This window comes from Streptomyces smaragdinus (genome assembly GCF_009604385.1).
GTDB classification, from domain to species: Bacteria; Actinomycetota; Actinomycetes; order Streptomycetales; family Streptomycetaceae; genus Streptomyces; species Streptomyces smaragdinus.
The window spans coordinates 45167-68152 of sequence record NZ_WEGJ01000006.1; the positions used below are offsets into that span (position 1 = coordinate 45167).

Annotated in this window: 22 protein-coding genes; 5 read left to right on the forward strand and 17 right to left on the reverse strand. The window is 73.8% G+C overall.

The window, feature by feature from the left end:
* Window positions 1-6 precede the first annotated feature (6 nt).
* Complete coding sequence (locus tag SRB5_RS12210) at window positions 7-684, reverse strand: macro domain-containing protein (protein WP_153451798.1); 678 nt, start codon at window positions 682-684, stop codon at window positions 7-9.
* Between the two features lie 174 nt (window positions 685-858).
* On the opposite strand from SRB5_RS12210, the gene SRB5_RS12215 reads away from it, so the two are divergent.
* Entirely contained in the window at window positions 859-2472 is a 1614-nt protein-coding gene (locus SRB5_RS12215) for an ADP-ribosyltransferase domain-containing protein (RefSeq protein ID WP_153451800.1), read from the forward strand.
* Window positions 2473-2478: 6 nt separating this feature from the next.
* Here the strand turns inward: SRB5_RS12215 and SRB5_RS12220 are convergent, their stop codons facing one another.
* The 13 genes from SRB5_RS12220 to SRB5_RS12280 all read right to left on the reverse strand — a co-directional run bounded on the left by SRB5_RS12220 (window position 2479) and on the right by SRB5_RS12280 (window position 16482).
* A complete protein-coding gene (locus SRB5_RS12220) occupies window positions 2479-3042 on the reverse strand; it encodes a histidine phosphatase family protein (protein ID WP_323377796.1) in 564 nt (187 codons plus the stop codon).
* 122 nt (window positions 3043-3164) lie between these two features.
* Window positions 3165-4241 carry a hypothetical protein gene (locus tag SRB5_RS12225; protein WP_153451802.1) on the reverse strand — a complete coding sequence of 359 codons (1077 nt, stop codon included), beginning with the start codon at window positions 4239-4241 and terminating at the stop codon, window positions 3165-3167.
* 65 nt (window positions 4242-4306) lie between these two features.
* Window positions 4307-5107 (reverse strand): endo alpha-1,4 polygalactosaminidase, encoded by an 801-nt coding sequence (locus SRB5_RS12230; RefSeq protein ID WP_323377797.1) that lies wholly within the window; start codon window positions 5105-5107, stop codon window positions 4307-4309.
* Window positions 5086-5853: a spherulation-specific family 4 protein gene (locus SRB5_RS12235; protein ID WP_153451806.1), complete on the reverse strand. Its 768-nt coding sequence runs from the start codon at window positions 5851-5853 to the stop codon at window positions 5086-5088. Before SRB5_RS12235 ends, SRB5_RS12230 begins: the two co-directional genes overlap by 22 nt.
* A complete protein-coding gene (locus SRB5_RS12240) occupies window positions 5850-6731 on the reverse strand; it encodes an NAD-dependent epimerase/dehydratase family protein (RefSeq protein WP_153452000.1) in 882 nt (293 codons plus the stop codon). Before SRB5_RS12240 ends, SRB5_RS12235 begins: the two co-directional genes overlap by 4 nt.
* 8 nt (window positions 6732-6739) lie before the next feature.
* Complete coding sequence (locus tag SRB5_RS12245; protein WP_153451808.1) at window positions 6740-7453, reverse strand: nucleotidyltransferase family protein; 714 nt, start codon at window positions 7451-7453, stop codon at window positions 6740-6742.
* A 25-nt stretch (window positions 7454-7478) separates the two neighbouring features.
* A complete protein-coding gene (locus SRB5_RS12250; protein WP_153451809.1) occupies window positions 7479-8477 on the reverse strand; it encodes an SDR family NAD(P)-dependent oxidoreductase in 999 nt (332 codons plus the stop codon).
* A 76-nt stretch (window positions 8478-8553) separates the two neighbouring features.
* Complete coding sequence (locus SRB5_RS12255; protein ID WP_153451810.1) at window positions 8554-9954, reverse strand: hypothetical protein; 1401 nt, start codon at window positions 9952-9954, stop codon at window positions 8554-8556.
* Window positions 9951-11432, reverse strand: coding sequence for a GT4 family glycosyltransferase PelF (gene pelF, locus SRB5_RS12260; protein ID WP_153451812.1), 1482 nt, complete (start codon window positions 11430-11432; stop codon window positions 9951-9953). Before pelF ends, SRB5_RS12255 begins: the two co-directional genes overlap by 4 nt.
* A gap of 2 nt (window positions 11433-11434) precedes the next feature.
* Window positions 11435-13561: a hypothetical protein gene (locus tag SRB5_RS12265; RefSeq protein ID WP_153451814.1), complete on the reverse strand. Its 2127-nt coding sequence runs from the start codon at window positions 13559-13561 to the stop codon at window positions 11435-11437.
* A 158-nt stretch (window positions 13562-13719) separates the two neighbouring features.
* A complete protein-coding gene (locus SRB5_RS12270; RefSeq protein ID WP_153451815.1) occupies window positions 13720-14355 on the reverse strand; it encodes a hypothetical protein in 636 nt (211 codons plus the stop codon).
* Entirely contained in the window at window positions 14356-14961 is a 606-nt protein-coding gene (locus SRB5_RS12275) for a DUF1349 domain-containing protein (RefSeq protein ID WP_153451817.1), read from the reverse strand.
* Between the two features lie 6 nt (window positions 14962-14967).
* Window positions 14968-16482 carry an aldehyde dehydrogenase (NADP(+)) gene (locus SRB5_RS12280; RefSeq protein ID WP_323377799.1) on the reverse strand — a complete coding sequence of 505 codons (1515 nt, stop codon included), beginning with the start codon at window positions 16480-16482 and terminating at the stop codon, window positions 14968-14970.
* A 148-nt stretch (window positions 16483-16630) separates the two neighbouring features.
* Here SRB5_RS12280 and SRB5_RS12285 point away from each other — a divergent pair, with 148 nt between their 5' ends.
* The gene (locus tag SRB5_RS12285) at window positions 16631-17407 is read left to right on the forward strand and encodes an IclR family transcriptional regulator (RefSeq protein WP_153451820.1); all 777 of its coding nucleotides are present in this window, start codon (window positions 16631-16633) and stop codon (window positions 17405-17407) included.
* A gap of 9 nt (window positions 17408-17416) precedes the next feature.
* Here the strand turns inward: SRB5_RS12285 and SRB5_RS12290 are convergent, their stop codons facing one another.
* Genes SRB5_RS12290 through SRB5_RS12300 form a run of 3 tightly spaced genes read right to left on the reverse strand, consistent with a single transcriptional unit; the run spans window position 17417 to window position 19767 of the window.
* Entirely contained in the window at window positions 17417-17665 is a 249-nt protein-coding gene (locus tag SRB5_RS12290; protein ID WP_153451822.1) for a hypothetical protein, read from the reverse strand.
* A 9-nt stretch (window positions 17666-17674) separates the two neighbouring features.
* Window positions 17675-18835, reverse strand: a complete 1161-nt coding sequence (locus tag SRB5_RS12295; RefSeq protein WP_323377800.1) for a hypothetical protein — start codon at window positions 18833-18835, stop codon at window positions 17675-17677.
* Window positions 18832-19767, reverse strand: a complete 936-nt coding sequence (locus SRB5_RS12300; protein WP_153451823.1) for a 5-dehydro-4-deoxyglucarate dehydratase — start codon at window positions 19765-19767, stop codon at window positions 18832-18834. Before SRB5_RS12300 ends, SRB5_RS12295 begins: the two co-directional genes overlap by 4 nt.
* Window positions 19768-19920: 153 nt before the next feature.
* On the opposite strand from SRB5_RS12300, the gene SRB5_RS12305 reads away from it, so the two are divergent.
* The 3 genes from SRB5_RS12305 (at window position 19921) to SRB5_RS12315 (ending at window position 22980) form a co-directional block, all read left to right on the forward strand.
* Entirely contained in the window at window positions 19921-20724 is an 804-nt protein-coding gene (locus SRB5_RS12305; RefSeq protein WP_153451825.1) for an NAD-dependent epimerase/dehydratase family protein, read from the forward strand.
* 71 nt (window positions 20725-20795) lie between these two features.
* Window positions 20796-22112 carry a TerD family protein gene (locus SRB5_RS12310; protein ID WP_153451826.1) on the forward strand — a complete coding sequence of 439 codons (1317 nt, stop codon included), beginning with the start codon at window positions 20796-20798 and terminating at the stop codon, window positions 22110-22112.
* Window positions 22113-22557: 445 nt separating this feature from the next.
* A complete protein-coding gene (locus SRB5_RS12315; protein ID WP_153451828.1) occupies window positions 22558-22980 on the forward strand; it encodes a CoA-binding protein in 423 nt (140 codons plus the stop codon).
* Window positions 22981-22986 lie beyond the last annotated feature (6 nt).

Genomic DNA, 22986 nt, shown 5'->3' on the forward strand with positions numbered 1-22986 from the left:
GCTGAATCAACGACGCCTGGCGGCACTCCGGGGCGGGGTTATCCGGACCCGCTGCTCGGCCGGGGCGCTCTCCAGGTCGTGGAGCTGCGCCAGCACCGTGCCGCGCAGCTCGTCGTAGTCCTGGAACGAGTGGTCCCGGAAGAGCGTGTAGCCCGACCACATCAGGTTCGCGCACACCCGCGCCGGCACCCGCCCGGTGCGGGCGCCCATGCCGACCAGCGCCACCGAGCGGATGCTGCCCGGCGCGGTCCGGTTCTGCCGGTGGATGGCCTGGAACGCGGCGGCGCAGGCCAGGGCCACGTTCAGCGTCTCCGAGACGTTCTGCGAGGACTGCTCCATCGTCGGCGTCGAGATCAGGAACCGCGGCACGGTCGCCCCGGAGGACACGCACACCGCGCTGCCCACCGGCAGTGATCCGGCGAACCGGTCCCGTATCGCCTTCTGCACGCGCAGCTGGATGCCGGCCCCGAGATGCCGCTTGATCACCGCGTCCACGCCGCCGTCCATCCGCCCCCTGGCGTTGGTCGGGCTGACCCAGGCGTCCACGTCGACGTCGAGGATCGAACCCTTGCGGATCTCGATCTCCGGATCGTCCGCGAACGCCGCCCGCCACGACTGGACCACCGCGGGCGTGACGTCGGTCAGCACCACCCTGAGCGGTGTCTGGGCACGGTCTTCGGTCATGGCTCACTCCGATCGGCGACGGTCACTCGACTTGCTCACGACGTTACCCGGAGCCACTGACAACGCCCCGGACCGATCACCGGGGGCTGTCAGTGGGTCGCCCTATTGTCGGGATCACTTCGGCCCAGGGCCGCCAAAAGCCCGTACGCCCCGACCTCTTGGAGTCCGTACGCCATGAGTGACACCACCGCCTCCACCACGCCCGGCCCCGACGACCCGCTGGCTCTGGCGGAGTTGTTCCAGGGCGGGGGCGAGCCGTGGCTGCCGCTGCTGAAGCCGGTGATCGAGGCGCAGCCGGACGCGGCGTCGTTCATCGGTCCGGGCCGCGGGGCGGAGGTCGTGCCGGTGCGCGAGCTGACGTTCCAGGCGCTCAAGCCGCACGCGCCGCACGAGTGGAAGGTCGTGGTGTTCGGGCAGAACCCGTATCCGCGGCCGGAGAGCGCCACCGGCATCGCGATGTTCGACAACACCTTCCACGACTGGAAGGACAGCCGCTTCGGCCGGGTCGTGAGCATCCGCTGCATCATCAAGGCGGCGGCCATGTGGAAGTACGGCATACCGAAGAAGACCCCGGTCGCCGACATCCGCAAGCTGCTGGCGGAGCGGGAGACCGTGCAGCCGCCGGAGTGGTTCCAGGCGATGCTCACCCAGGGGGTGCTGCTGCTCAACTCGGCGCTGACGGCCCACAGTGACGGGAGCGTCGGCCCCGACCGGCACACCCGGTTCTGGCGGCCGGTCGCCGAGCGGATCGCCGAGGAGATCCTGAGGGCCAAGCAGAACGCCCCCGAGGAGCACCGCGGGGTGGTCTTCGCCTGGTGGGGCGCGCACGCGCGGAGCCTGAAGCGCGTCGTCACGAAGCTCCAGGCGAAGTACCCGGACGTCGAGGTCCGGCACATCGACCACGCCAACCCGGCCGCGCAGGGCGACATCTTCTGCGACAACGACCACTTCACGACGGTGAACGACGCCCTGGCTTCGCTGGGCGCCGACCCGGTCGACTGGCTGCCGAGCACGGGGTGGAACGACGGCGCGGGGACGGTCGGCGGCGACGGTGTCGCCGACCGGATGGGGGCGTTCATCGCGTCCACCATGGAGCTGCACCAGATGTATCTGGACCGGCTCTCGAGCGTGAAGGACGAGGGTCTCGCGCTGCCCGCGATCACGGGCGTGTTCGACACCCCGCTGATGGACTTCCGCGACGCGGTGTCTCCGGTGGCGGATCTGCTGAAGGGGCTGCGCGGATACGTCGACCGGTCGTACGAGTTCGGCAGGGAGCGGGTGGACGGGGCCGCCGGCGGGCTGCCCGCCGACGCGATAGCCGCCCTGTATCTCTACACCTGCGAGTCGGCGTTCTACCGGGAGATCAACCGGGTGCTGCGGGACCCGGACCGCTCGCGGCTGGTGCCGTATCTGCCGTATCTGCGGCTGCTGTTCTCGGCGGTGTCGCAGCTCCCGGCGCGTACGGCGCCGCTGTGGCGCGGTGTGGCGCTGGATCTGCGGGCGCAGTATCCGCTGGGGAAGACGGTGACGTGGTGGGGTGTCTCCTCGTGCACGTCGCAGCCGGCGGTGGCCCGCAACTTCCTCGGCGGGCGCGGCAGGCGGACGCTGTTCGAGGTGACGCCCGCCCGTGCGGTGGGGATCCGTGCCTTCTCGGCGTTCACCGGCGAGGAGGAGTTCATCCTGCTGCCGGGCACGCAGCTGAAGGTCACGGAGGTCACCTCCGAGCGGGGCGGGCTGTGCACCGTGAAGCTGGCGGAGCTGGCGGAGGCCCCGCCGCTGGCGTCCTGACGTGTCCTACGAGCCGTCCCCCGACGGCGATCCGCAGCGCAGGTGCCACTGCCCGTCCCGGGCGGTAAGCACGGTCGCCGACAGGGGGGCGGCGTCGAGCAGCCAGAAGCTCCGCGCGGGCAGGGACAGGGCGGACACCACCGCCGCGCGGACGAGGGCCTGGTCCGTCACTGCGACGGTGTGCCCGGCGGGGACGGTGTCCAGCCAGCGGCCGGTCCGGGCGAGCAGCCCGGTCAGCGACTCGCCGCCGTGCGGGGCGGCGTCGGGGTCGGTCAGCCAGGCCTCGAGGTCGCCGGGACACTCGGCGGCGAGGTCGGCGCGCGTGCGGCCGCGCCACTCCCCCAGGTCCCAGCCGGCGAGCTCCGCGACGGCCGTCCCGGGCACGCCCAGGGCCTCGGCCGTCTCGCGGCACCGTACTTCCGGCCCGCACCACGTCCGGTCGGCGCGCGGCGCCCCGGCCTCCCCGGCGGCCTTGCGGCCGGCCTCGTCGAGCGGCCCGTCCGCGCCGAGTACGGCGGACGGCGCCTCCCAGCTCGTCGCCGGCGTCACCAGCGTCACCTGTGCTGTCACGGCCGGTCACGCTATCGCGCCCCGTACAGCCGGCTCCGGGGTGCCCCGTAACCGCCGTTAACGTGGCGTCTTTGGCCGGACGGGCTGCCGTTCGTACCGCCTGCGGCGCCCGTCAGGTCCCGTCAGGTGCGGGTCATCGTGCGGCAGACCTCGTCGCCGCCCTTGATCTCCCGGCCGCGGTCGTACGGGTCGACCCGCTCCGGCGACTTCTCCGCGTCGCCCGCCGGCTCCTCCCCGGGGAAGCCGGGGACGAGCCAGCCGCCGGTGAAGCCGCAGCCGCCGTTCGCGCGCTCGCCGCTCCAGTTCCGGATCCACAGGGTGCCCGGTGTGACCTTCACCCGGGCCGGATCGGCCACGACGGTCTCCAGGACGCGGCGGACGATCACGCGGGAGACCTCGGTGCCGGCCGGGGCCTTGTGCACGGGGTAGACGAAGGTGTAGTCCGCCCGGACCAGGACCGACTCGTGGTCGCCCTCCCGGAAGCTCATCGTCCCCCTGACCTTGACCACGTCTCCGACGAGCCGGAACTTCGCCGGGTCGAAGCGGGGGAAGTAGTCGGCGGGGTCGTCCTTCTCGCTCGGCGACCTCAGGGAGCGCTTCATTTTCCCGACGATGTCCGTGGCCTTCGGGTCGATCAGGGCGAGGGCCGCGTCCGGCCGTCCACCCTCGAGCACGGACGGATCGAGGCTCGCGGCGACGAGGAGGTCGCGCGTCCTGCGCAGGGCGAAGTCCACCTGCTGCACGCTCATCCGCCCGACGGGACGCGCCTTCGGCAGCACGATCCCGGCGGCCCCGTCCGCGTAGTCCTCCGCCGGTGATCCGCTGAACGGCCGGGCGAGGGTGGGGGTGTCGGGCAGGGGCTCGGCCCGCACCGGTACGGAGGGGGCAGGTATGCCGGTGTCCGTGTCGCCGCCGGAGCCCGGCAGTCCGAGCCGCCCGGTCAGCGCGGCGGCCGCCACGGCCCCGCCGGCCACCAGCAGCGCGGTCACGAGCAGCAGCCGGCGACGGATGCGCGACCTGCGTTTCCGCTCCCGCAGCGCCTGCAGCTCGTCCCCATGCCGCAGCCGCTCGGTGACCATCCGGGCCCGGGCGGACGGCTCCTTGGGCGCGTCGACGGCCGAACCGTCCGTCAGTCCCCGCTGGAATCGCTCCCACTCCTCGTCGGAGACGAAAGCGCCCTCTTCCCGGCCCGTGGCCATTCGAAACCCCACTCCACCGCTGGTTGATCGCTGAGCGAAGGAGCATATCCGCCGCCTCCGGCAGGTCAGGGCCAGGGGCAGGCCTGCCGCCACGCTCCCAGAGCCGGACGTTTGCGCATGGAACTCAGCTCCAGCCGACGGCTGCCCGGGCAGAACCGGGCGGGAGGCAGTTCGTACTCGACGTGGAAGACGGCCTTCCCCGCGCGCGTGAACGCACGCAGGGCGTCGCACTCGCGGTGCTCGGCGCACTGCTCGTTCACCGCGAAATCGACGTCCCCCAGCAGCTCCGGGATCTGCTCGAGGTCGTTCTTCAGCCCCACCGCCAGGCCCCGTTCGTGGGCGAGCGAGGCCAGCATGCGGTTGTACGCGAGCTGGTCGGCGGCCGTCAGCGGGAAGCCGGTGTCGTTCGTGTAACCGTCCATGAGATCCGGCTCGACCGCGTCGAAGCCCTTCTTCGCGCACATGTCGAAGCGCGCCGCCATCAGCGGACGCAGGGCACCGCGGCGGCGGATGTCCAGCCAGCGCTCGCCCGGCCAGCCGTTGCCCCGGCCCAACAGGTCACGGGGGAACGCCGCCGCGTCGGGGCGGAAGTCCTCCCACGCGCCGGCGTTGACATAGCAGACGACCTTGCGTCCGGCGGCGTGGAGCGTACGGACCAGCGCGGCGTCGTTCTCGAAGCCGTCGACGTCGTACACCGGGACGTCCACGGAGGTGTCGACCCGGCCGCTGAGCTGCCACTGCCACGCCTGCCCCGGCCGGGGGCGCCAGTACGACGGCGGGGCGTCGTCGGCGGGCGGGGCCGCGCATCCCGCGAGGAGCAGGAGCGCGGCGAGCAGCAGCCGCCTCACCCGGGCGCCGACTGCCACGGGTTCACCCCCGTCGCGGACACCGCCCAGTGCACCCCGGCGCCACGCTGACGCGCCAGCCGGGCGACGAGGTCACGCAGGCCGTCCGGGACGCCGTGCACCAGATGGCAGAAGCGCTCCGCCCGGTGCCGGCGGGTCCAGGACGGCACCGCCAGCCGGGTGTACGTCTGCCACGGCCCCTCGAACGTCACCAGCACGTCCGCCGCCCGCGCGTAGTCGGGGTCGGGGTGCACACCGGGGTTGAGCACCACGGTGCGCGCGCCCTCGCCGCGCGCCGCCCGCACCGCCGCGCGTGCCCCCGGCAGCCGGTCGGCGCCGGACGTGGCACGGTCGAGGAAGGCGCCCTCGGCCCCGTACCACTCCCGGTGCCTGCGCACGTCCCGGCCCACCTCCGCGGCAGTCCGCCCGCCGTACGCCAGATCGACGTACCCCAGCACCCGCACGCCCGCCCGCCGCAGCGAACCGACGGCCGCCGGGTAGCCGGCGTCCGGTGCGTCCCCCGGCCCGTCGGCGGCGTTCAGTACGACGCCGTACAGCAGCGGCGCCGCGTCCACCAGCCGGCGCCACGCCCCCGGGTCCACCGCCGGATGCACGTACAGCGGCACCAGCAGCGATCCCGGCGCGGGCCCGACCCCGGCGAGCGGGCGCCGTCCGCCGGGCGCGGGCACCCGGGCGGGACGCGGCGCCGGCTCGGGGCGGGACCGCGCGGGGAAGGCGTCGAGGGAGGGGACGCGGGGGCGCTTCATTCAGCGGCACTCCGCGGGGCGGGCCCCGGGTCGTCCGCCCACAGATCCTTCAGCGACTGTACGAGCGGAACCTCCGCCCGCCAGCCCAGCGCCGCGCCGGCCGCCGACACGTCCGCCTGCTGCCAGTCCACGAACGCCGACCGCTCCGGGCCGCCGCCCGACTCCTCGATCCGCCCCCGGAACCCCGCCGCCTCCGCGAGCCCATCGGCGACGTCCCGGACCGGCACCGCCCGCCCTCCGGCGACGTTCAGCACCCGGGGTGTCGCGCGCCCCAGGGCGAGCGCCACGGCCCGGGCCACGTCGCGCGGATCGACGTAGTCCCGCGCGGCCGTCAGCGCCCCCGTCCGCACCACGCCGTCCGCCCCCGCCTCCCGCAGCCCGCGCACCAGACGCCCGGGCAGCGACGTGGGCGGCGCGCCGGGGCCGACGGCGTTGAACACCCGCAGCACCACGGCGTCCAGCGGCGATCCGGCCACGGCGAGGGACCCGGCGAGCTTCGACGCCCCGTACAGCCCCTGCGGGCACGTCGGCGCGTCCTCCGTCAGCGGCGCGCGGCCGGCGACCGCCCCGTACTCCGCCGCCGACCCCAGATGCACCAGCCGTGCCCGCGGCGCGGCGGCGGACAGCGCGGCGCACAGCACCGCCGGTCCGCGGGCGTTGGCGCCGATCAGGCCGAGCGCGTCACCGCCGACGCGCCCCGCGCAGTTGACCACCGCGTCGGGGGCGAGGGACGCCAGCCGGCCGGCGAGGTCGCCCACACCGGTGACACCGAGCTCGACGGTGCCGCGCGGCACCGGGATCACCTCGCGGTCCTGCGCCAGCTCGTCCAGGACGTATCCGCCGAGCCAGCCGGAACTCCCCAGCAGCACCACACGCATCGCGACGCTCACGCCCCCTTCAGCAGCAGTTCACGATAGGCCGTGAACTCCGCGTTGGCCCGGTCATAGTCGTCGGGTCGCCCGATATCCAGCCAATAGCCGTCGAATTCGTATGAGTACGGCAGATTCCGACCGTTCAGCAGGTCGAGCACGAGTTCGTCGAATCCGAGCGGCAGCCCGGGGAGATACCCGGCGAGGGTGCGGCGGGAGACGCCGTACACGCCCATCGACACCCGGTAGTCGTGGCGCGGTTTCTCGGCGAAGCCGACGACCCGGCCGCCGTCCGTGGTCAGCACCCCGAAGTCGATGTGCACCTCGCGCCGGTGGGTGGCGATGGTGAGCGGGGCGCCGCTGTCGCGGTGGGTGCGCAGGACGTCGCCGTAGTCGAGGTCGGTGAGGATGTCGCCGTTCAGCACCAGGAAGTGCTCCGGCAGGTCGCCGAGCATCGGCAGCAGCGGGCCCATGGTGCCCAGCGGGCTGTCCTCGGCCGCGTATTCGACGCGCAGTCCCCACTGGGAGCCGTCGCCGACGTAGGCGCGGATGATCTGGCCGAGATGGCCGATGGCGAGGGTGACGGCGGTGAAGCCGGCGCGGGCGAGCTGGCGGAGGACGATTTCGAGGATCGGGTGCTGGTCGCCGATGGGGACCAGCGGCTTGGGCAGGGCCGTGGTGTACGGGCGCAGGCGGACGCCTTTGCCGCCCGCGAGGATGACTGCGTGCATGGTGTTTCTCCCCCCGGAGAACGGATCAGATGGTGTAGGCCGCGGTGCGGTAGCGGGCGAGGTTGGCGGGGTCGCGGAAGAAGCGGATGGTGTGGTCGAGGCCCGATTCCAGGGTGTGCTCGGGTTTCCAGCCGGTGGCGTCGCGCAGCCGGGAGGCGTCGCAGAGCAGCCGCATGACCTCGGAGCCGGTGGGACGCAGCCGCTGGGGGTCCTCCTCCACGACCGCGCCGGTGTCCATCAGTTGGGCGATGAGGCGGACGGCCTCACCGACGGACGTCTCGGTGCCGGTCCCGGCGTTGAAGACCCGGCCGAGGACGTCGGCGCCGGGCGCGGTGCCGACGGCGACGAACGCCTGTGCGGTGTCCTGGACGAACATGAAGTCCCGGGTGGGCCGCAGATCGCCGAGCCGCAGGGTCTCCGCGCCGGCGGCGAGCTGGCCGATGACGGCGGGGATGACGGCGCGCATGGACTGGCGGGGGCCGAAGGTGTTGAAGGGGCGCAGGGTGACGGCGGGGGTGTCGAAGCTCGCCGTGTAGGAGGCGACGAGCTGGTCGGCGCCGGCCTTGGACGCGGCGTACGGGGACTGGCAGTTCACCGGATGGTCCTCGGTGATCGGGACGGTCTGCGCGGTGCCGTACGTCTCGCTGGTGGACGTGTGCACCAGGCGCGGGGTGGCGGCCCGGCGGACGGCCTGCAGGACGTTAAGGGTGCCGGAGACGTTGGTCTCCACGTACGAGTGCGGGGCGCGGTAGGAGTACGGGATCGCGATGAGGGCGGCGAGGTGGTAGACGCAGTCGGCGCCCGCCACGAGGTCCTGGACGGAGCCGGGGTCGCGGACGTCGCCGAGGACGGTGTCGACCTGGTCCAGCACGTCGGGCGGCAGGGTGTCCAGCCAGCCGTGGGTGCCCCAGGAGTTGTACTGCGCCATCGCGCGCACCCGGTGGCCGGAGGCGACGAGGGCCTGGACGAGATGGGAGCCGATGAAGCCGTCGGCGCCGGTGACGGCGGCGAGTGGAGTGGTCATACGGGGGTGCCTTTCGGTCGTTCGGGGATCAGCGGGTTCGGGTCGGACGGCTTGGGGGTAGAGCGCTGTCCGGGATTCAGCGGTGTGCGGTGGCCCGCCCCAGGACCGCCGTCGCGAGGGCGAGCAGTACGACGCCCGCGCCGCCGGCGACGGTGAGCTGGGCGGTGGCCGGGCCGGCCGTGTCCGTGCCCAGCAGGGCGAGTTCGAGGGCGGCGGCCCCGGCGCAGATCAGCGCGGGGGGCCAGGCGGTGCCGAGGGCCTGCAGGAGCAGCGCCAGCCACAGGACGGCGCCCAGCGCGAGCAGGGGCCCGGGGGGCTGGCGCAGGACGAGGCCGAGGGCGGCCAGCAGGGCCAGGTAGGCGGCCAGCGCGGTGAGCAGCACCCCGGCCGCCGCGGCGCGGAAGCCGAGGGGGGTACGGCAGCGGCGCAGGGTGGTGAGGGCGCGGCCGCGGACCTGGTAGAGGAGCCATTCGGCGCCGCCCATGCCGAGGGTGAGGGCGAGGGTGGCGGTGCCCGCGAGGGGGGTGCCGGGGCCGTGGCGGAGGATGCCGCCGACGGCGGTGGTGAGGGTGAGCAGTCCGGCGGCGAGGCCGAACAGTCCGTACGGCAAGCAGGCCGCGGCGGGCGGGGAGGGGACGAGCCGTACGGTGACGGCGCGTTCCGCCCGGGGGCGCGCCGCCCACTCCTCGACCAGCGCGCGTCCGGCGACGCCGCCCGCGGAGAGCACCGCGAGGGCGACGGTGGCGGTGAGCAGGACGGCCGCGGCGGTGTCCGGCACGCCGGCGACGGCGAGCAGCGCGGCGCCGAGGACGGTGGGGGCGAGGGCGGCGAGGAGGAGCCGTTCGCCGCCGAGGACGAGCAGCACCGTGGCGGCGCCCAGATAGCAGGACTGTCCGGCGGCGAACAGCCCGGCGGCGGCCTTGCCGGGGACGGCGAGCGCCGGCACCGCCACGGCGAGCGCGCCGAGCACGGCGCCGGTCAGCAGACAGCGGGCGGCCGCCGCCCGGCCTCCGTCGCCGCTGCCGAGGAGGACGTACGCGCGGTGGGCGAGCGCCTGGTTCCACGCCCAGCCGAAGAGGACGGAGACGGCGAGCAGCGCGCCGCCCGCGGGGAGGCCGAACACGTCGGGCTCCCCGGTGGGCAGCAGGCGGGCGCCCAGCACATAGCCGAGGCCGGGGAGGGCGAAGAGGACGCCGCGCAGCAGACAGCGCCAGGCGTCGGTGCGCCAGGGGTCGGGGGCGGGCGGCGGTTCGGGATGAGAGCGCGGGGAGCGTTCGTACAGCTCGGCGGCCAGCTCGAAGACGGAGGGGTGGCCGTACAGTTCCCGTACCTGCTCGTCGGTCAGTCCCTCGGACTCGAGGACGGCGGCGATCTCGTCGGGGTGCACGGCGGCGGCGCATACGTCGAGGAGTGTCCCGTCCAGCTGAGGGAGCGCTTCGGAGCATCCGTCGGGGACGAGCCACAGGGGGCCGCTCATGACACCGCCTCCGTCCCGTGCGCCGCGCCGGCGGAGCGCCGATCGTCGAGGAGTTCGCGGTATATCCCGCGGAAGCTGTCGATGGTCTGCCGGAGGGTGAACTGGGCGATCACCCGCAGCCGCGCCGCCTCCCCCATCGACGCCCGCCGCCGCGGGTCGGTCAGCAGCTCCAGCGCTGCGCGCGCCATGGCCTCGGGCGCGCGGGGCGGTACGACGAGACCGGCGTCGCCGACGGCCTCGCGGACCCCGCCGACGTCGGTGGAGACGGTGGCCCGTCCGCAGGACATCGCCTCGATAAGGGTGAACGGGAAGCCCTCGCTGATGCTGGACAGCAGCACGACGTTGCCGGCCGCGTAGGCGTCGCGGATGTCGGGCACGCGCCCCTCGAACGTGACGCCGTCCCCGCACAGTGCGGCGGCCAGGTCCTCGCACCGCCGCCGGTAGCCGACGGCGTCGGCGGCGGTGCCGCCGAATATCCGCAGCCGGGCGGCGGGGAGTTCGGCGCGGACGTACGCGAAGGCGCGGATCAGCGTCTCCAGGTCCTTGATGGGGTCGATCCGTCCGGCCCAGACGAGCACCGGCGCGGCGGGCTCGGGTCCGGCGTAGGGGAAGGCCTGCGGGTCGACGCCGTTGTAGACGGTGCGGATCTGGTGTGGTGCGGCGCCGCCGTGCTCCTCCCAGCGGCGGTTGTAGTCGCTGCCGGGGGTGATGAGGGAGGCGCTGCGGTAGATCTCGCGGGCGAGGAGGCGGAAGAAGGCGAGCAGCAGGGCCTTGACGGGCCGGCGGTAGGCGGCGGTGCGGTAGCCGAGGTAGCGCTCGCGGAGGTATATGCCGTGCTCGGTGAGGAGCAGCGGCACGCCGTACGCGTCCCGGGCGGCGAGTCCGGGGAGGGCGGCCAGGCCGCCGCTGACGGCGTGGCACAGGCCCGTGCGGGGCAGCGGGGCGTGCAGCGGGCGCAGGGCGTGTTCGAGGAGGTCGGTGGCGATGAGCGCGTCGTGCAGGGTGGGCGCCGCGGCGGCGGTGGGCAGCCCGGGGCGGGTCCACCGCCGGTGCAGGACGCGGACGGCGGACTCGGTGCGCAGGGCGGCGCTCAGGCGGTCGCGGCGGGCCCAGGCGGCGAGTTCGTACAGCCCGGGGGCGAAGCGGTGCTCCTCGGCGGGGTCGGTGAGGGCGGTCAGGAAGCCCTCGTACGCCGTCAGGAGGGCGCGCCGGTCGCGGCCCCGGGGGGCCCTCCCGCCGGGGGGCGGGCCCCACAGCGGGAGGGCGGTGATCTCGCCCAGGGTGGCGGGCGGCTGCCAGGTCAGCGGCTCGCGGCCGGTGCCGGTGAGTGCGAGGACCCGGAAGTCGAACTCCGGCATGGCGCGGACCAGCTGGTCGCACCAGACGCTGACGCCGCCCTGGCTGTGCGGATAGGTGCCCTCGGTGAGGAGGGTGACCCGGTCGGCGCAGTAGCGCAGGGACTCGAGCGGGACGGCCATGGTCAGCCCCGCGCCGGGTCGCCGGGGCCGGCCGGGACGGGCTCGCTGACGCCCGCGGGCAGCGGCAGCTTCGCGGCGGCCGGGGCCTCGGTCTCGGCGGCGCCCGCGGTCACGGTGGCGGCGGGGGCGTCGGTCAGCCGGAGGGTGACGCGGTCGGCGAGCGGCGGGGGTGTGGTCCAGCCGGAGAGCAGGCCGGCGTACGCGGTGCCGAAGGGGGTGGAGGTGAGCAGGGCCGTCCGGCGGGTACCGGGCGGCATCGTCGCGGTGATCTGCACGCCGGCGGGTGCCTTGACGGTCACGGTGTCGCCGACGCGGTACGCGGTGACCTTGCCGCCCTGGACGGCGGCGGTCCAGGCGGCGCGGCGCTCGAGTTCGGTGGCGAGGTCGCGCTGGCGGTCGTTGACGAGGGGGGTGTTCGCGGCGAACAGGGCGCGGTAGTCGGCGAGGACGCGGTCGAGGACCGGGTAGGCGATGCGGTCCTCGGCGAGGTTGGACTGGTGGACGAAGTGCGGGCGGGGGTTGTTGGCGGTGATGTGGCCGAGGGCGATGCGGCTCTCCAGCGGCACGATGTACGAGCGGTAGCCCGTCGCGGGGTCGAGGGGGGCGGGCAGACAGGTGGTGGTGGCGGGGTTGTCCTCGCAGACGCCGCTGCCGCCGTCGGTCCGGCGGGCGTAGAGCCAGTTGTACTCGTCCGTCTGCTCGGCCTCGCGGCCGGCGTTGTAGAAGACGTTCATCGGGAAGCGGGGCAGGGTGCGGGCGGAGCCGACGGTGCGCTGGTCGGATTCGCGGGAGTTGTCACTGGCGAGGGACGTGACGCCGGTGACGTTCAGCGCGGGGCCGAGGTTGGGGTTGTCGGTGGGCTGCTGGGGCAGGGTCTTCAGGCCCGAGTGCTCGCCGGTGACCAGTTCGCCGGTGACCAGGGGGAGGTTCTTCCGCTGGCCCCAGGTGCGGTTGTCGGCGATCTGCTGGGTGATGTACGCGCGGGTGGCCCACTGGACGTTCCCCGCGGCGTCCGTCGTACAGCGCCAGGGGACGGCGGTGACGTCCTGGACGCAGCCCAGATAGGTGTGGTCGAGGGTGTGGTTGACCCAGCGGTACGCGGACCGGTCGGCGACGAGCTGGTCGGTGAGCGGGTCGGCGCCGCCGTTCGCGGCCTTGAACGCCTCGCTGCCGCCGCCGTTGTAGACCATGTCGAGGGTGAAGCCGGCGTCCTGCGACCAGGACCTGGCGTACTGGGCGTCGGCGCGCGTCATCCGCACGGTGCTCTCGGGCAGCCCGGCGGTCGCGCAGTCGACGTCCCCGGGGGTGCAGTGGTACGTGGTGTTCCACCGGTCGTCGGCGCCGAAGACGTCGTCGACGTGGACGGCGAAGTAGTTGCGGTCGGCGCCGAGGTGGATGCCCTGGGTGGCCCACTCGACCATGCCGCGGGCGAGCAGCCGGAACTGCCGCTGGTACTGGTTGTAGACGAATGTGACGACGAGTTCACGGCGTCCGTCGTGCGCGTACTCGCCGAGGAGGCTGCCGCCGCCGGGACCCTGGAGGTACGTGGTGAACCCGGCGTCCGCCGGCTCGGCGGCATAGCCGTAGCTCTCGCCGATCGACGGGTCGTTGTCCTCGAACGGCACGGCGCCCCTCAGATATCCGAAGGGGCCGCTCAGCGCGGCGGCGGTGAGCCGGGCGGTGGTGCCGTCGAGACCGCCGCTGTACGCGGGCGGCCGCAGGCCGACCTCGGGGCGGGCGTAGGTGTAGGCGTCGATCTGCCGGACGCCGAAGGTCTTCTCGTACGTGGCGAGGGCGCTCATCTCGGCGGAGCCGGCGCCGAAGGGGTTGTCGTTCGGCAGCACGACGGCCTGGAACTTCGCCCGCCTGCGCCCGTCGGCGGTGTCCGCGAGGAACGCCGCGTCGATCCGCGGCCGCCCCGGGTCGTCGAGCCGTACGGCGGTGTACGGCGTACCGGCGCCCCTCAGCTCGTCGGCGAGGGCGGCCACCGCGGGTCCGCCGTCGTCGACGACCAGGAGGCGCAGATCGACGCGGGGCGCCGGTTCGGCGCCCTGTCCGCTGCCGGGTAGTGCGAAGGTGAGTGAGACGGCGGCCGCGCATGCTGCGGCCACCTGCCGGAACCGGCTCATGATGATCCTCCCCCGGGAGGATGCGCTCCCCTTGAGCCCCTCCCACAGACACATCCTGCGAGAACGCAAGGGATTTCTGAGGGGCGGCTACACCATCGGGTGAAGGGGAAGTTCGCCGTTCGAGCCCTGATCGAGCGCGCGCTCCGCCGAACGGGTGGTCAGGTGTCCGACTCCCCGCGCGGGCTCGAGTACCAGCGCCACTCCGTGCGCCGTTCCCGCCCCGGGAGCTCTCCCCGGCCCGTCGCCCACAGCAGTGTCGGCCACGGCTCCGGGCCCGGCTCGACATCGGGGAAGAGCCGGTCCAGCACGCGGGCGCACAGGCCCGCGTCGGGGGTCCAGCCGATGCCGAGGCCGCCGGCGATGTCGTACGTGTGCAGCAGCGTCTCCACGACGCCCATCGCGGCGAAGCCCTCGGGGCCGGCGGCCCCGAAGCCGTGGTGCGCCCGTCTGTCCGGGGGTGTGAGACGGACGACGGCCGTCAGCAGGGTGCCGCAGGTCTCGAGGACCTGCAGCAGGCCGCCCGTACCGGCGTCGCGTTCGACGAAGACGACGCTCGCCGGTCCGCCGGGCTTCTTGCGCTGCCAGGCGAACGGGACGTGGGTGCCGAGCGGCGGCTTCGCCGGGCCCAGCTGGGCCGCGTACGAGAACAGGGCGTCCGCCAGGTGCTCGGCGGTCTCCCAGCACTCCCAGTCCAGGGATCCGGCCCGCACGGTCCAGTCGCGCCCCTCCGCCTCGCGCAGGGCGGCGACGGAGAGGCCGACGATGCGCTCGACGTCGTCGGCGGTGAACGTCATCTACGAACCGTCGCGCAGGTCTTTCGGGCCCTCCGGCCGGAACGTGATCCGGTCGAAGGACACCGTGCAGCCCTCGCCGCGGGGAGCCTGCACGAGGAAGCCGACGCGGGCCGCCGCGGCCTCCTCGGGGGTGCCCAGCGCGAAGGTGCGGACGAACGTCCAGTGGTCGCCGTCCGTGGACGCGTGGCAGGCGAAGGCGTGGCCGAGGCGGCTGAGCCGCAGCCACACCGTGTCGCCGTCGACGGCGAAGGAGTTGGCGTCGTCGGAGACGCCGCGGGTGACGACCGTGCAGATCCACGGCCGGTCGGGGGAGCGTTCCAAGCAGAGCTTGGCCCACTGTCCGTCGGCGACGTCCAGGTAGAGCACGCCCGCGTCGAACGCGTCGCGGAAGTCCACCCGTACCCGCGCGGAGAGCTGGAAGTCACCGGCCGGCGCCCGGCCCAGCAGCCGGGGGGCGTCGGAGACCGATTCGCCGGGCGGACCGGACGGCGGCACGAAGCGGTCCTGACGCGCACCGCAGGTGCCGGTCAGCACGCCGTCCGCGTACGTCCAGGGCGCCTTCGGCCCGTACGGGTCCAGCGCGAAGGGGAGTTCCGTCAGCCGCATGTCCGCTCAGCCCTCCCGGCCGCCGTCGACGATCCGCGGCAGCCCGTGCGGATTGGCGTCGCGGAGCTCCTCCGGCAGCAGCTCCGCCGGCACGTTCTGGTACGCCACCGGGCGCAGCCACCGCTCGATCGCCGTCCCGCCGACGGACGTCGAGGTGGACGTGGTCGCCGGGTACGGCCCGCCGTGGTGCTGGGCGGGGGCGACGGCGACGCCCGTCGGCCAGCCGTCGACGAGCACCCGTCCGGCGAGCGGCGTGAGCTCCGCCAGCAGCGCCGCCGCGTCGGCGTCGCGCTCCGAGTCGCCGAGGTGGACGGTCGCGGTGAGGTTGCCCTCCAGGCGTCCCAGGACGGCGAGCGCCTCGTCGCGGTCGGTGTAGCGGACGGCGACGGTGACGGGGCCGAAGCACTCCTCAAAGAGCAGCCCGTGGCCGTCACCGACATCCGCGGCGTCGACGGTCACGAATCCGGCGCTGACGGTGTGTTCGCCACCCGCCCCGGCTGTCACCGGCGAATCGACGCCCGGCAGCGCGGCGCGGGCGGTGACCCCCGCGAGGAACGCGTCGCGCATCCGCGCGTCGAGCATGACGCCCGGTTCGGTGTCGGACACGGCGGCAGTGAGGGACTTGATCAGCCGCTCCCCCGCGTCGCCGGCGGGCACCAGCACGAGCCCCGGCTTCGTGCAGAACTGTCCGACGCCCGTCGTCATCGACCCGGCCAGCCCCGCGCCGATCTGCTCGGCCCGCTCCTGGGCCGCCGCCCGGGTCACCAGCACCGGGTTGAGCGACCCCAGCTCCCCGTGGAACGGGATCGGCCTCGGCCGCGCCGCCGCCGCGTCGTACAGCGCCCGCCCGCCGCGGATCGACCCGGTGAACCCGGCCGCCGCGACCAGCGGATGCCGTACCAGCTCCACACCCGCGTCGAAGCCGTGCACCACGGCCACGACCTCCTCCGGCAGCCCCGTCTGGACCGCCGCCCGGCGCAGCAGCGCCGCGCACAGCTCGGACGTCGCCGGATGGTCGGGGTGCGCCTTGACGACGACCGGGCAGCCGGCCGCGAGCGCGCTGGCGGTGTCGCCGCCGGGGACGGAGAAGGCGAGCGGGAAGTTGCTCGCGGAGTAGACGGCGACGACGCCCAGGGGCACCTTGTAGCGCCGCAGGTCGGGCCGGGGCGGGGTGAGGTGCGCGTCGGCGTGGTCGATCCGGATGTCCAGATAGCCGCCCTCGTCGACGGCCCTGGCGAACGCCCGCAGCTGGTACGTCGTACGGGCCAGCTCGCCCTCCAGCCGCCCGGGGCCCAGCGCGGTCTCGGCGTCGGCGGCCTCCACGACCCGTTCGGCGTGCTCGTCGAGGAGGTCGGCGGCGGTCCGCAGCAGCGCCGAGCGCAGATTGCGGTCCGCCAGCGCCCCGCGCACGGCGTGTGCGGCGCGGACGACCCGGTCGACCTCCCCGGCTCCCGCCTCGTCGGCGACGTGCTCCCGGTTCTTCCCGGTCCGCGGGTCGACACTCCACACTGGTGCGGTCACGCGCGTTTCCTCCGTGTTCTGCTTGTCACGTCGAAGACGCCGTTCTATATGCTGAACAGCGTCCGCATGCGTGAATATCGGGACTGTATTGCGGCTGACGGTGTTTATCAACCGAGTGAGGGGTCGGGCAGTGATGTCGACTGCGGACATGAGCGCTGGTGAGAGCGCCGGAGGCGGCGGCCAGGTCAAGTCCGCGGTGCGTACCGTGGAGCTGCTCGAGTATTTCGCGGGCCGCCCCGGCATGCATAGCCTCGCGGACGTCCAGCAGGCGGTCGGCTACCCCAAATCCAGCCTGTACATGCTGCTGCGCACCCTCACGGATCTCGGCTGGGTGGAGACGGACGCCACCGGCACCCGGTACGGCATCGGGGTGCGCGCGCTGCTGGTCGGCACGTCGTACATCGACGGCGACGAGGTGGTGGCGGCGGCCCGGGCCGCACTGGACCGGCTGGCGGAGGACACGACGGAGACGATCCATCTGGCGCGGCTGGACGGCGTGAACGTGGTCTATCTGGCCACCCGTCAGTCGCAGCACTATCTGCGTCCCTTCACCCGGGTCGGCCGCCGGCTGCCGGCGCACTCGACGGCGCTGGGGAAGGCGATCCTGGCGACGTACCCCGACGAGCAGGTGCGGCGGATGCTGCCGGAGACGCTGCAGTCGCTGACGGAGCACACGATCACCGACCGGGAGCGGCTCGTCGAGGAGCTGCACACCGTCCGCGAGCGGGGGTACGCGGTGGACCGGGAGGAGAACACCCTGGGCCTGCGCTGCTTCGGGGTCGCGATCCCGTACCGCACGCCCGCCCGGGACGCGATCAGCTGCTCGGTGCCGGTGGCGCGGCTGACGCCCGCGCACGAACAGCTCATCCGGGACGCGCTGTTCGACGCGCGGGACCGGCTGGCGCTGGCGACCCGGCGGCTGTGAGCGGGCGGGTCAGCCGCCGTAGTAGTCCTCGGTGTACTCCGGTCCGTCGGACGTCTCGACGCAGCCCTGGAAGTCGTCGGGTTTGCCGTGCCGCATCACCAGGGCGAACGCCTGGCCGCGGCTGCAGCCCCGGTCGGTCCAGTTCTCCGCGAAGCCGTTCCACACCAGGCCGCCGATCACGGCGACCGCGCCCACGATGGCCAGCACCCGGCCGTTCATCAGCGCCTCCCCGTCGCACGTCTGCCGCACAACGTACACGGGCGGGCGTCACCCCCGAAGCGCCTCCGCGACGGCCGCCAGGTCGGCGTCCGACGCCAGCCCCGCGTGGTACAGCCGCAGCTCCGTGGCGCCCAGCGACCGCGCGTGCGCGGCGTCCTCGGCGAGAGTGCGGGGGCGACCGCCCATGCCGGAGACAATGGTGAGATTCGCGGCCAGGACGGTGTCCTCGCGCCGGTACGGGGCGCACGGCGTCAGAACGGCCTCGCGGGCGGCCGCGTCCCCCGTGCAGGGCAGCACGAGGCCGTCGGCGCACGCGAGGACGTGCGCGGGGTCGACGCCGGGGTTGGCGCCGCAGCGGTGCGGGCCCGAGGGGTCGGCGTGCAGCAGCACCCGGAAGCCCGGCTCCGCGGCGGCCCGTACCGCGGCGACGCACGCCTCCTGCACCTCGCGCGCGATCCTGCCGCGCCACCGCCTGCTCGCGGCGGCCCGCCCGGCGCCGAGCAGCCGCCCGACGTCCGCCCAGCTGTCGCCGGGGTCGCCCCCGCGGGCGAACACGGGCTCCAGGGCGGCCCGTACGTCCCCGGGCTCCAGCCCCTCGTACCCCTCGCGGCACACGGTGCAGAAGCACAGGGACATCAGATACTGCGCGGCGCCCCCCAGCGCCACCCCGGCGGTCTTGTCGTGGGCATGCAGATGGGCCAGCCCGTACCAGCCGAGGGACTCCAGCTCCGTCCCGCGGGTGCCGGGCCGGACGGCTGCCTCCGCCGCGAGGTCCACGAGGTAGGCGCGCACCTCCGGGCGGGCGATGCAGGGGGCCCACGGGTAGCGGTCGCCGTAGGCGTTGACCACCGAGGTGTCCGGGTGCTCCTCCCCCAGCCGGTAGTTGTGCGCGAGGACTACCCAGGAGTGCACCTCGAGCCCCGCGCCGGCGAGGGCGGCGGCCGCCTCGCCGTACGGATCGTCGCCGGGGATCCAGTCCTGCCGGTACGGGGCGGGGGTACGCCCCTTCCAGTGGTCGCCGGGCGGGTAGAGGACGGCGGCGTGGCGGGCGGTGACGACGCGGTGGGCGGGGTGGCGGGGGGTGAGGGCCCGGGTGGAGTGGTAGGCGGAGGCGAGGGTGACCTGCCCGACGCCGAGGGCGGCGATCCGTTCGGCGGCGTGCGGGTCGCCCACGACGTCCCAGGGGTAGAGGAAGGCGGCGGCTCTCACGCGTCCGCCCGGGCGGTGAGCAGCGCGCGGCCGTGTTCGACGAGGGCGGCGAGCTGTTCGACGTGCTGCTCGTCGGGTTCACTGAGCGGGGGGCGGACGGGGCCGACGTCGAGGCCGGTCAGCCGTACGCCCGCCTTGACGAGCGAGACGGCGTACCCCCGGCCGAGGTTGCGCAGCTCGACGAGGGGGCGGTAGAAGCCGTCGATCAGGGCGTCGACGGTGGCGTCGTCGCCGGTCGTCAGGGCGCGGTGGAAGGCGAGGGCGATGTCGGGGGCGAAGCAGAAGACGGCGGACGAGTAGAGGGTGACGCCGATGCCGCGGTAGGCGAGGCCCGTCAGCTCGGCGGTGGGCAGGCCGTTGAAGTAACGGAAGTCCCTGCCGGTCCGCCGGACGGCGCTCACGATGCGCTGCATCAGGTCGAGGTCGCCGACGCCGTCCTTCAGCCCGATGATCCTCGGGTGGGCGGCCAGTTCGGCGACCGTGGCGGGGGTGAAGACGGCGTTGTCGCGCTGGTAGACGATGACGTCGAGGTCGGTCGCGTCGGCGAGCGCCGTGTAGTGGCGCAGCAGCCCGGCCTGGTCGGCGCGCACCAGATACGGCGGCATCGCCAGCAGCCCGTCCGCCCCCGCGTCCTTCGCCCGCCGCGCGAACTGACGGGCCAGGGCCGTCCCGTAACCGGCGCCCGCCACGACAGGCACCCGGCCGGCGGTCTCCGCCACGGCGGCCCCGACACAGGCGCTGAACTCCTCGGGGGTCAGGGCGTGGAACTCCCCCGTCCCGCAGCAGGCGAACACCGCCCCCGCGCCCGCGTCGACGCCGGCGCGCACATGGCGGCGGTAGGCGTCGAGGTCGAGGGCGCCGTCGGAGGCGCAGGCGGTGACCGGGAAGAAGAGGAGGCCGTCCAGGCGCTCCGCGAGCCGGGCCGAGGTCATTGTTCCCCTACCTGTACGGTGTCTACACTTCTGAACGGCCACGCTAGGCGAGCCCGTTCAGGGCGGTCAAGGGGGCGCGTCCCTGACCGGCGCCCGCCCCCGCTTCCAGGCTTTCCCACGCCGGTGAACACCGTTCAGGATCGGAGACACGACATGACGCGCACCCTCCTGCTCACCGGGGCGGCCGGTGGGGTCGGCACGCTGATGCGCGAGCGGCTTCCCTCGTACGGATACGGCCTGCGGCTGATGGACCTCGTCCCGGTCGACGGCGAACCGGACGCCGTCACGGCGGACCTGAACGACGAACCGGCGCTCCGCGAGGCGGTGCGGGGGGCCGACGCGATCCTCCATCTGGCGGGCATCTCGTTGGAGTCGTCGTTCGAGAAGATCCTGCACGCGAACATCGCGGGCACCCACGCCGTGTACGAGGCCGCCCGCGCGGAGGGCGTGCGCCGCGTCGTCCTCGCCTCCAGCAACCACGCCGTCGGCTTCACCCCCACCCCCTTCGACGGACGCACCGTCGCCGCCGCGGACACCCCGCACCGCCCGGACTCCTTCTACGGGCTGTCGAAGTGCTTCGGCGAGGACCTGGCCCAGCTCTACTGGGACAAGCACGGCATCGAAACGGTGTCCGTCCGCATCGGCTCCTGCTTCCCCGAACCGACGTCCGTCCGGATGCTCTCCATCTGGCTCTCCCCCGACGACGCCGCCCGGCTCTTCCACGCCGCCCTCACCGCCCCCTCCGTCGGCCACACCGTCGTCTACGGCAGCTCGGCGAACACGCGGGGGTGGTGGGACCTGACCGCCGCGCGGGAGCTCGGTTACGAGCCGCGCGACGACTCCGAGCGGTTCGCGAAGAAGCTGCTGGCGGATCAGGGACCGCTGGATCCGGCCAATCCGGACCATGCGTCGATGGGCGGCCCGTGGGTGTCGGACCCGCCGCTGTGGCCGCACTGAGCCGTCCCCTGTTTGGCCTGCGGCAAAGGAACCGTAAAGCGGATCCGTTCGTTACGGGGGGCATGACTGCGATGACCCCTGGCTCGAATCTCCCCCTGAGCGCTGTCCGCGTGGCCGTGGACGTCACGGCCCCGGTCCGGCTCGACGTGTCCGGGCTCCTGCTCGGCGAGACGGGCAAGGTGCGTTCGGACGACGACTTCATCTTCTACAACCAGCCGTCCGGTCCGGGCGTGACGCACGGCTCGTCGGGCGCCGCCGACACGATCACCGTGGACACGTCGGCGGTGCCGGCCGGCATCGAGAGGATCGTGGTCACGGCGAGCCTGGACGGGGGCACGTTCTCCGGTACGGAGCCGACGGCGACCGTACGGGACGCGGCGTCGGGCGCGGTGATCGCCACGTTCACGCCGCCCCGGCTGACCACGGAGACGGCGCTGGTCGTGGTCGAGATCTACCGCCGCCAGGGGGCGTGGAAGGTCCGCGCGGTCGGCCAGGGGTACGCGAACGGGCTCGCGGGGATCGCGACGGACTTCGGGGTGAGCGTCGACGACCCGGGCCCGTCCCCGGCCCCCGCCCCGCAGGCGCCGCCCGCGCCCACGTCGTTCACCCTGGCGGCCCCGCAGACCCCGCCGATGCCCCCGGCGCCCGCCGCCCCGACGCCGCCGCCCGCCCCGGCGGCTCCCCCGATGGGCGGCTTCGGCCCGCCGCCGGGCTGGGACCCGCAGGGGCACACCACGCCGCCGCCTCCCTCGGCTCCGGGCTTCACGCCGGGAGCGCCGGCCGCGCCGGGCGGTGGCGGGAAGATCAACCTCGACAAGGGCCGGGTGAACCTCCAGAAGAACCAGACGGTCTCCCTGGTCAAGGGCGGCCGCCCGCTGCTCTCCTCGGTCAAGATGGGCCTCGGCTGGGAGCCCGCGTACGGTTCGGGCCGCCGCGCCAAGGCCATCGACCTCGACGCCTCGGTGATCGCGTACGGCCCCCAGCGCAACAAGATCGACGCCTGCTTCTTCGGCAAGCTGACGATCCTCAACGGCGCGATCCAGCACTCCGGTGACAACCTCACGGGTGAGGGCGCCGGCGACGACGAGGTCATCACGGTCCACCTCGGCGGCCTCCCGCCGGAGGTCTCGGGCCTGGTCTTCACGGTGAACTCCTTCTCCGGCCAGAAGTTCACGGACGTGGCGAAGGCGTACTGCCGGCTGCTCGACGCGCAGACGGGCGAGGAGCTGGTGCGCTTCGACCTGACGGGGTCGGAGCCGCGCACGGGGGTCCTGATGGCGAAGCTGATCCGCCAGTACAGCGGCGAGTGGGAGATGACGGCGATCGGCGACTACGTCGACTCCCGCACGGTCCGCGGCATGGTCAAGCCCGCTGGGGCGGCGCTGTAACCCCGTCGGCCCCGTCCGCCGGGATACGTCCGGCGGACGGGACGGCTCCTCGTGAGCCACCGTCCGCCCCCCCGCCGCTACGACGGCCTGCGCCTCTACGTCAAGGCCGAGGGTGCAGGCAGTCACTCGCCGGCAGGCCGACGGTCGGTTCGCTTCAGGACGCCGGTCACACTGTTTCCTTCATACGGCTCCCGCACCGTACGGGGAATCGGGACTTCCGTCAGACGCCCGTCGTAGAGCATCCACAATCCGAAGCAGTCGTCCTCCTCATCACGCACGACCGGTCCGACGACGCCCCCGCCCCCACCGGCTCGAGCAACCCGATCCGAGCTATTGCATACAGTATGCATACCCGCTAACGTCCCCGCATGAAGCAGACGACGTTCACAGACCCGGCACGCCCCCCGACCCTCCGGTCCGCAGCTCCCGCAGGGGGGTGGCGGACATGACGGCCTACGACCAGGACGCGGTGATAGAGCAGATCCTCGCCGGCGGCATCGGCGACACCTGGGCCCTCGTGGGGCTGTCCGACAACCCCGAGCGGGCCGCCTATCGCGTGGCCGCGAAGCTGCAGCGCATCGGGAAGCGGGTCGTGCCCGTGCATCCGAAGGCCGAGACGGTGCACGGGGAGCGGGGGTACGCGTCCCTGGCCGAGATTCCGTTTCCGGTGCATGTGGTCGATGTCTTCGTCAACTCCGAGCTCGCCGGAGGCATCGCGGACCAGGCGGTGGCCATCGGGGCCAAGGCGGTGTGGTTTCAGCTGGAGGTCATCGATCAGGCCGCGTTCGAGCGGACCTGTGAGGCCGGGCTGCTGATGGTGATGGACCGGTCGCCGGGGCGGGAGATTCCCCGGCTGGGGCTGGGCTGACGGCCC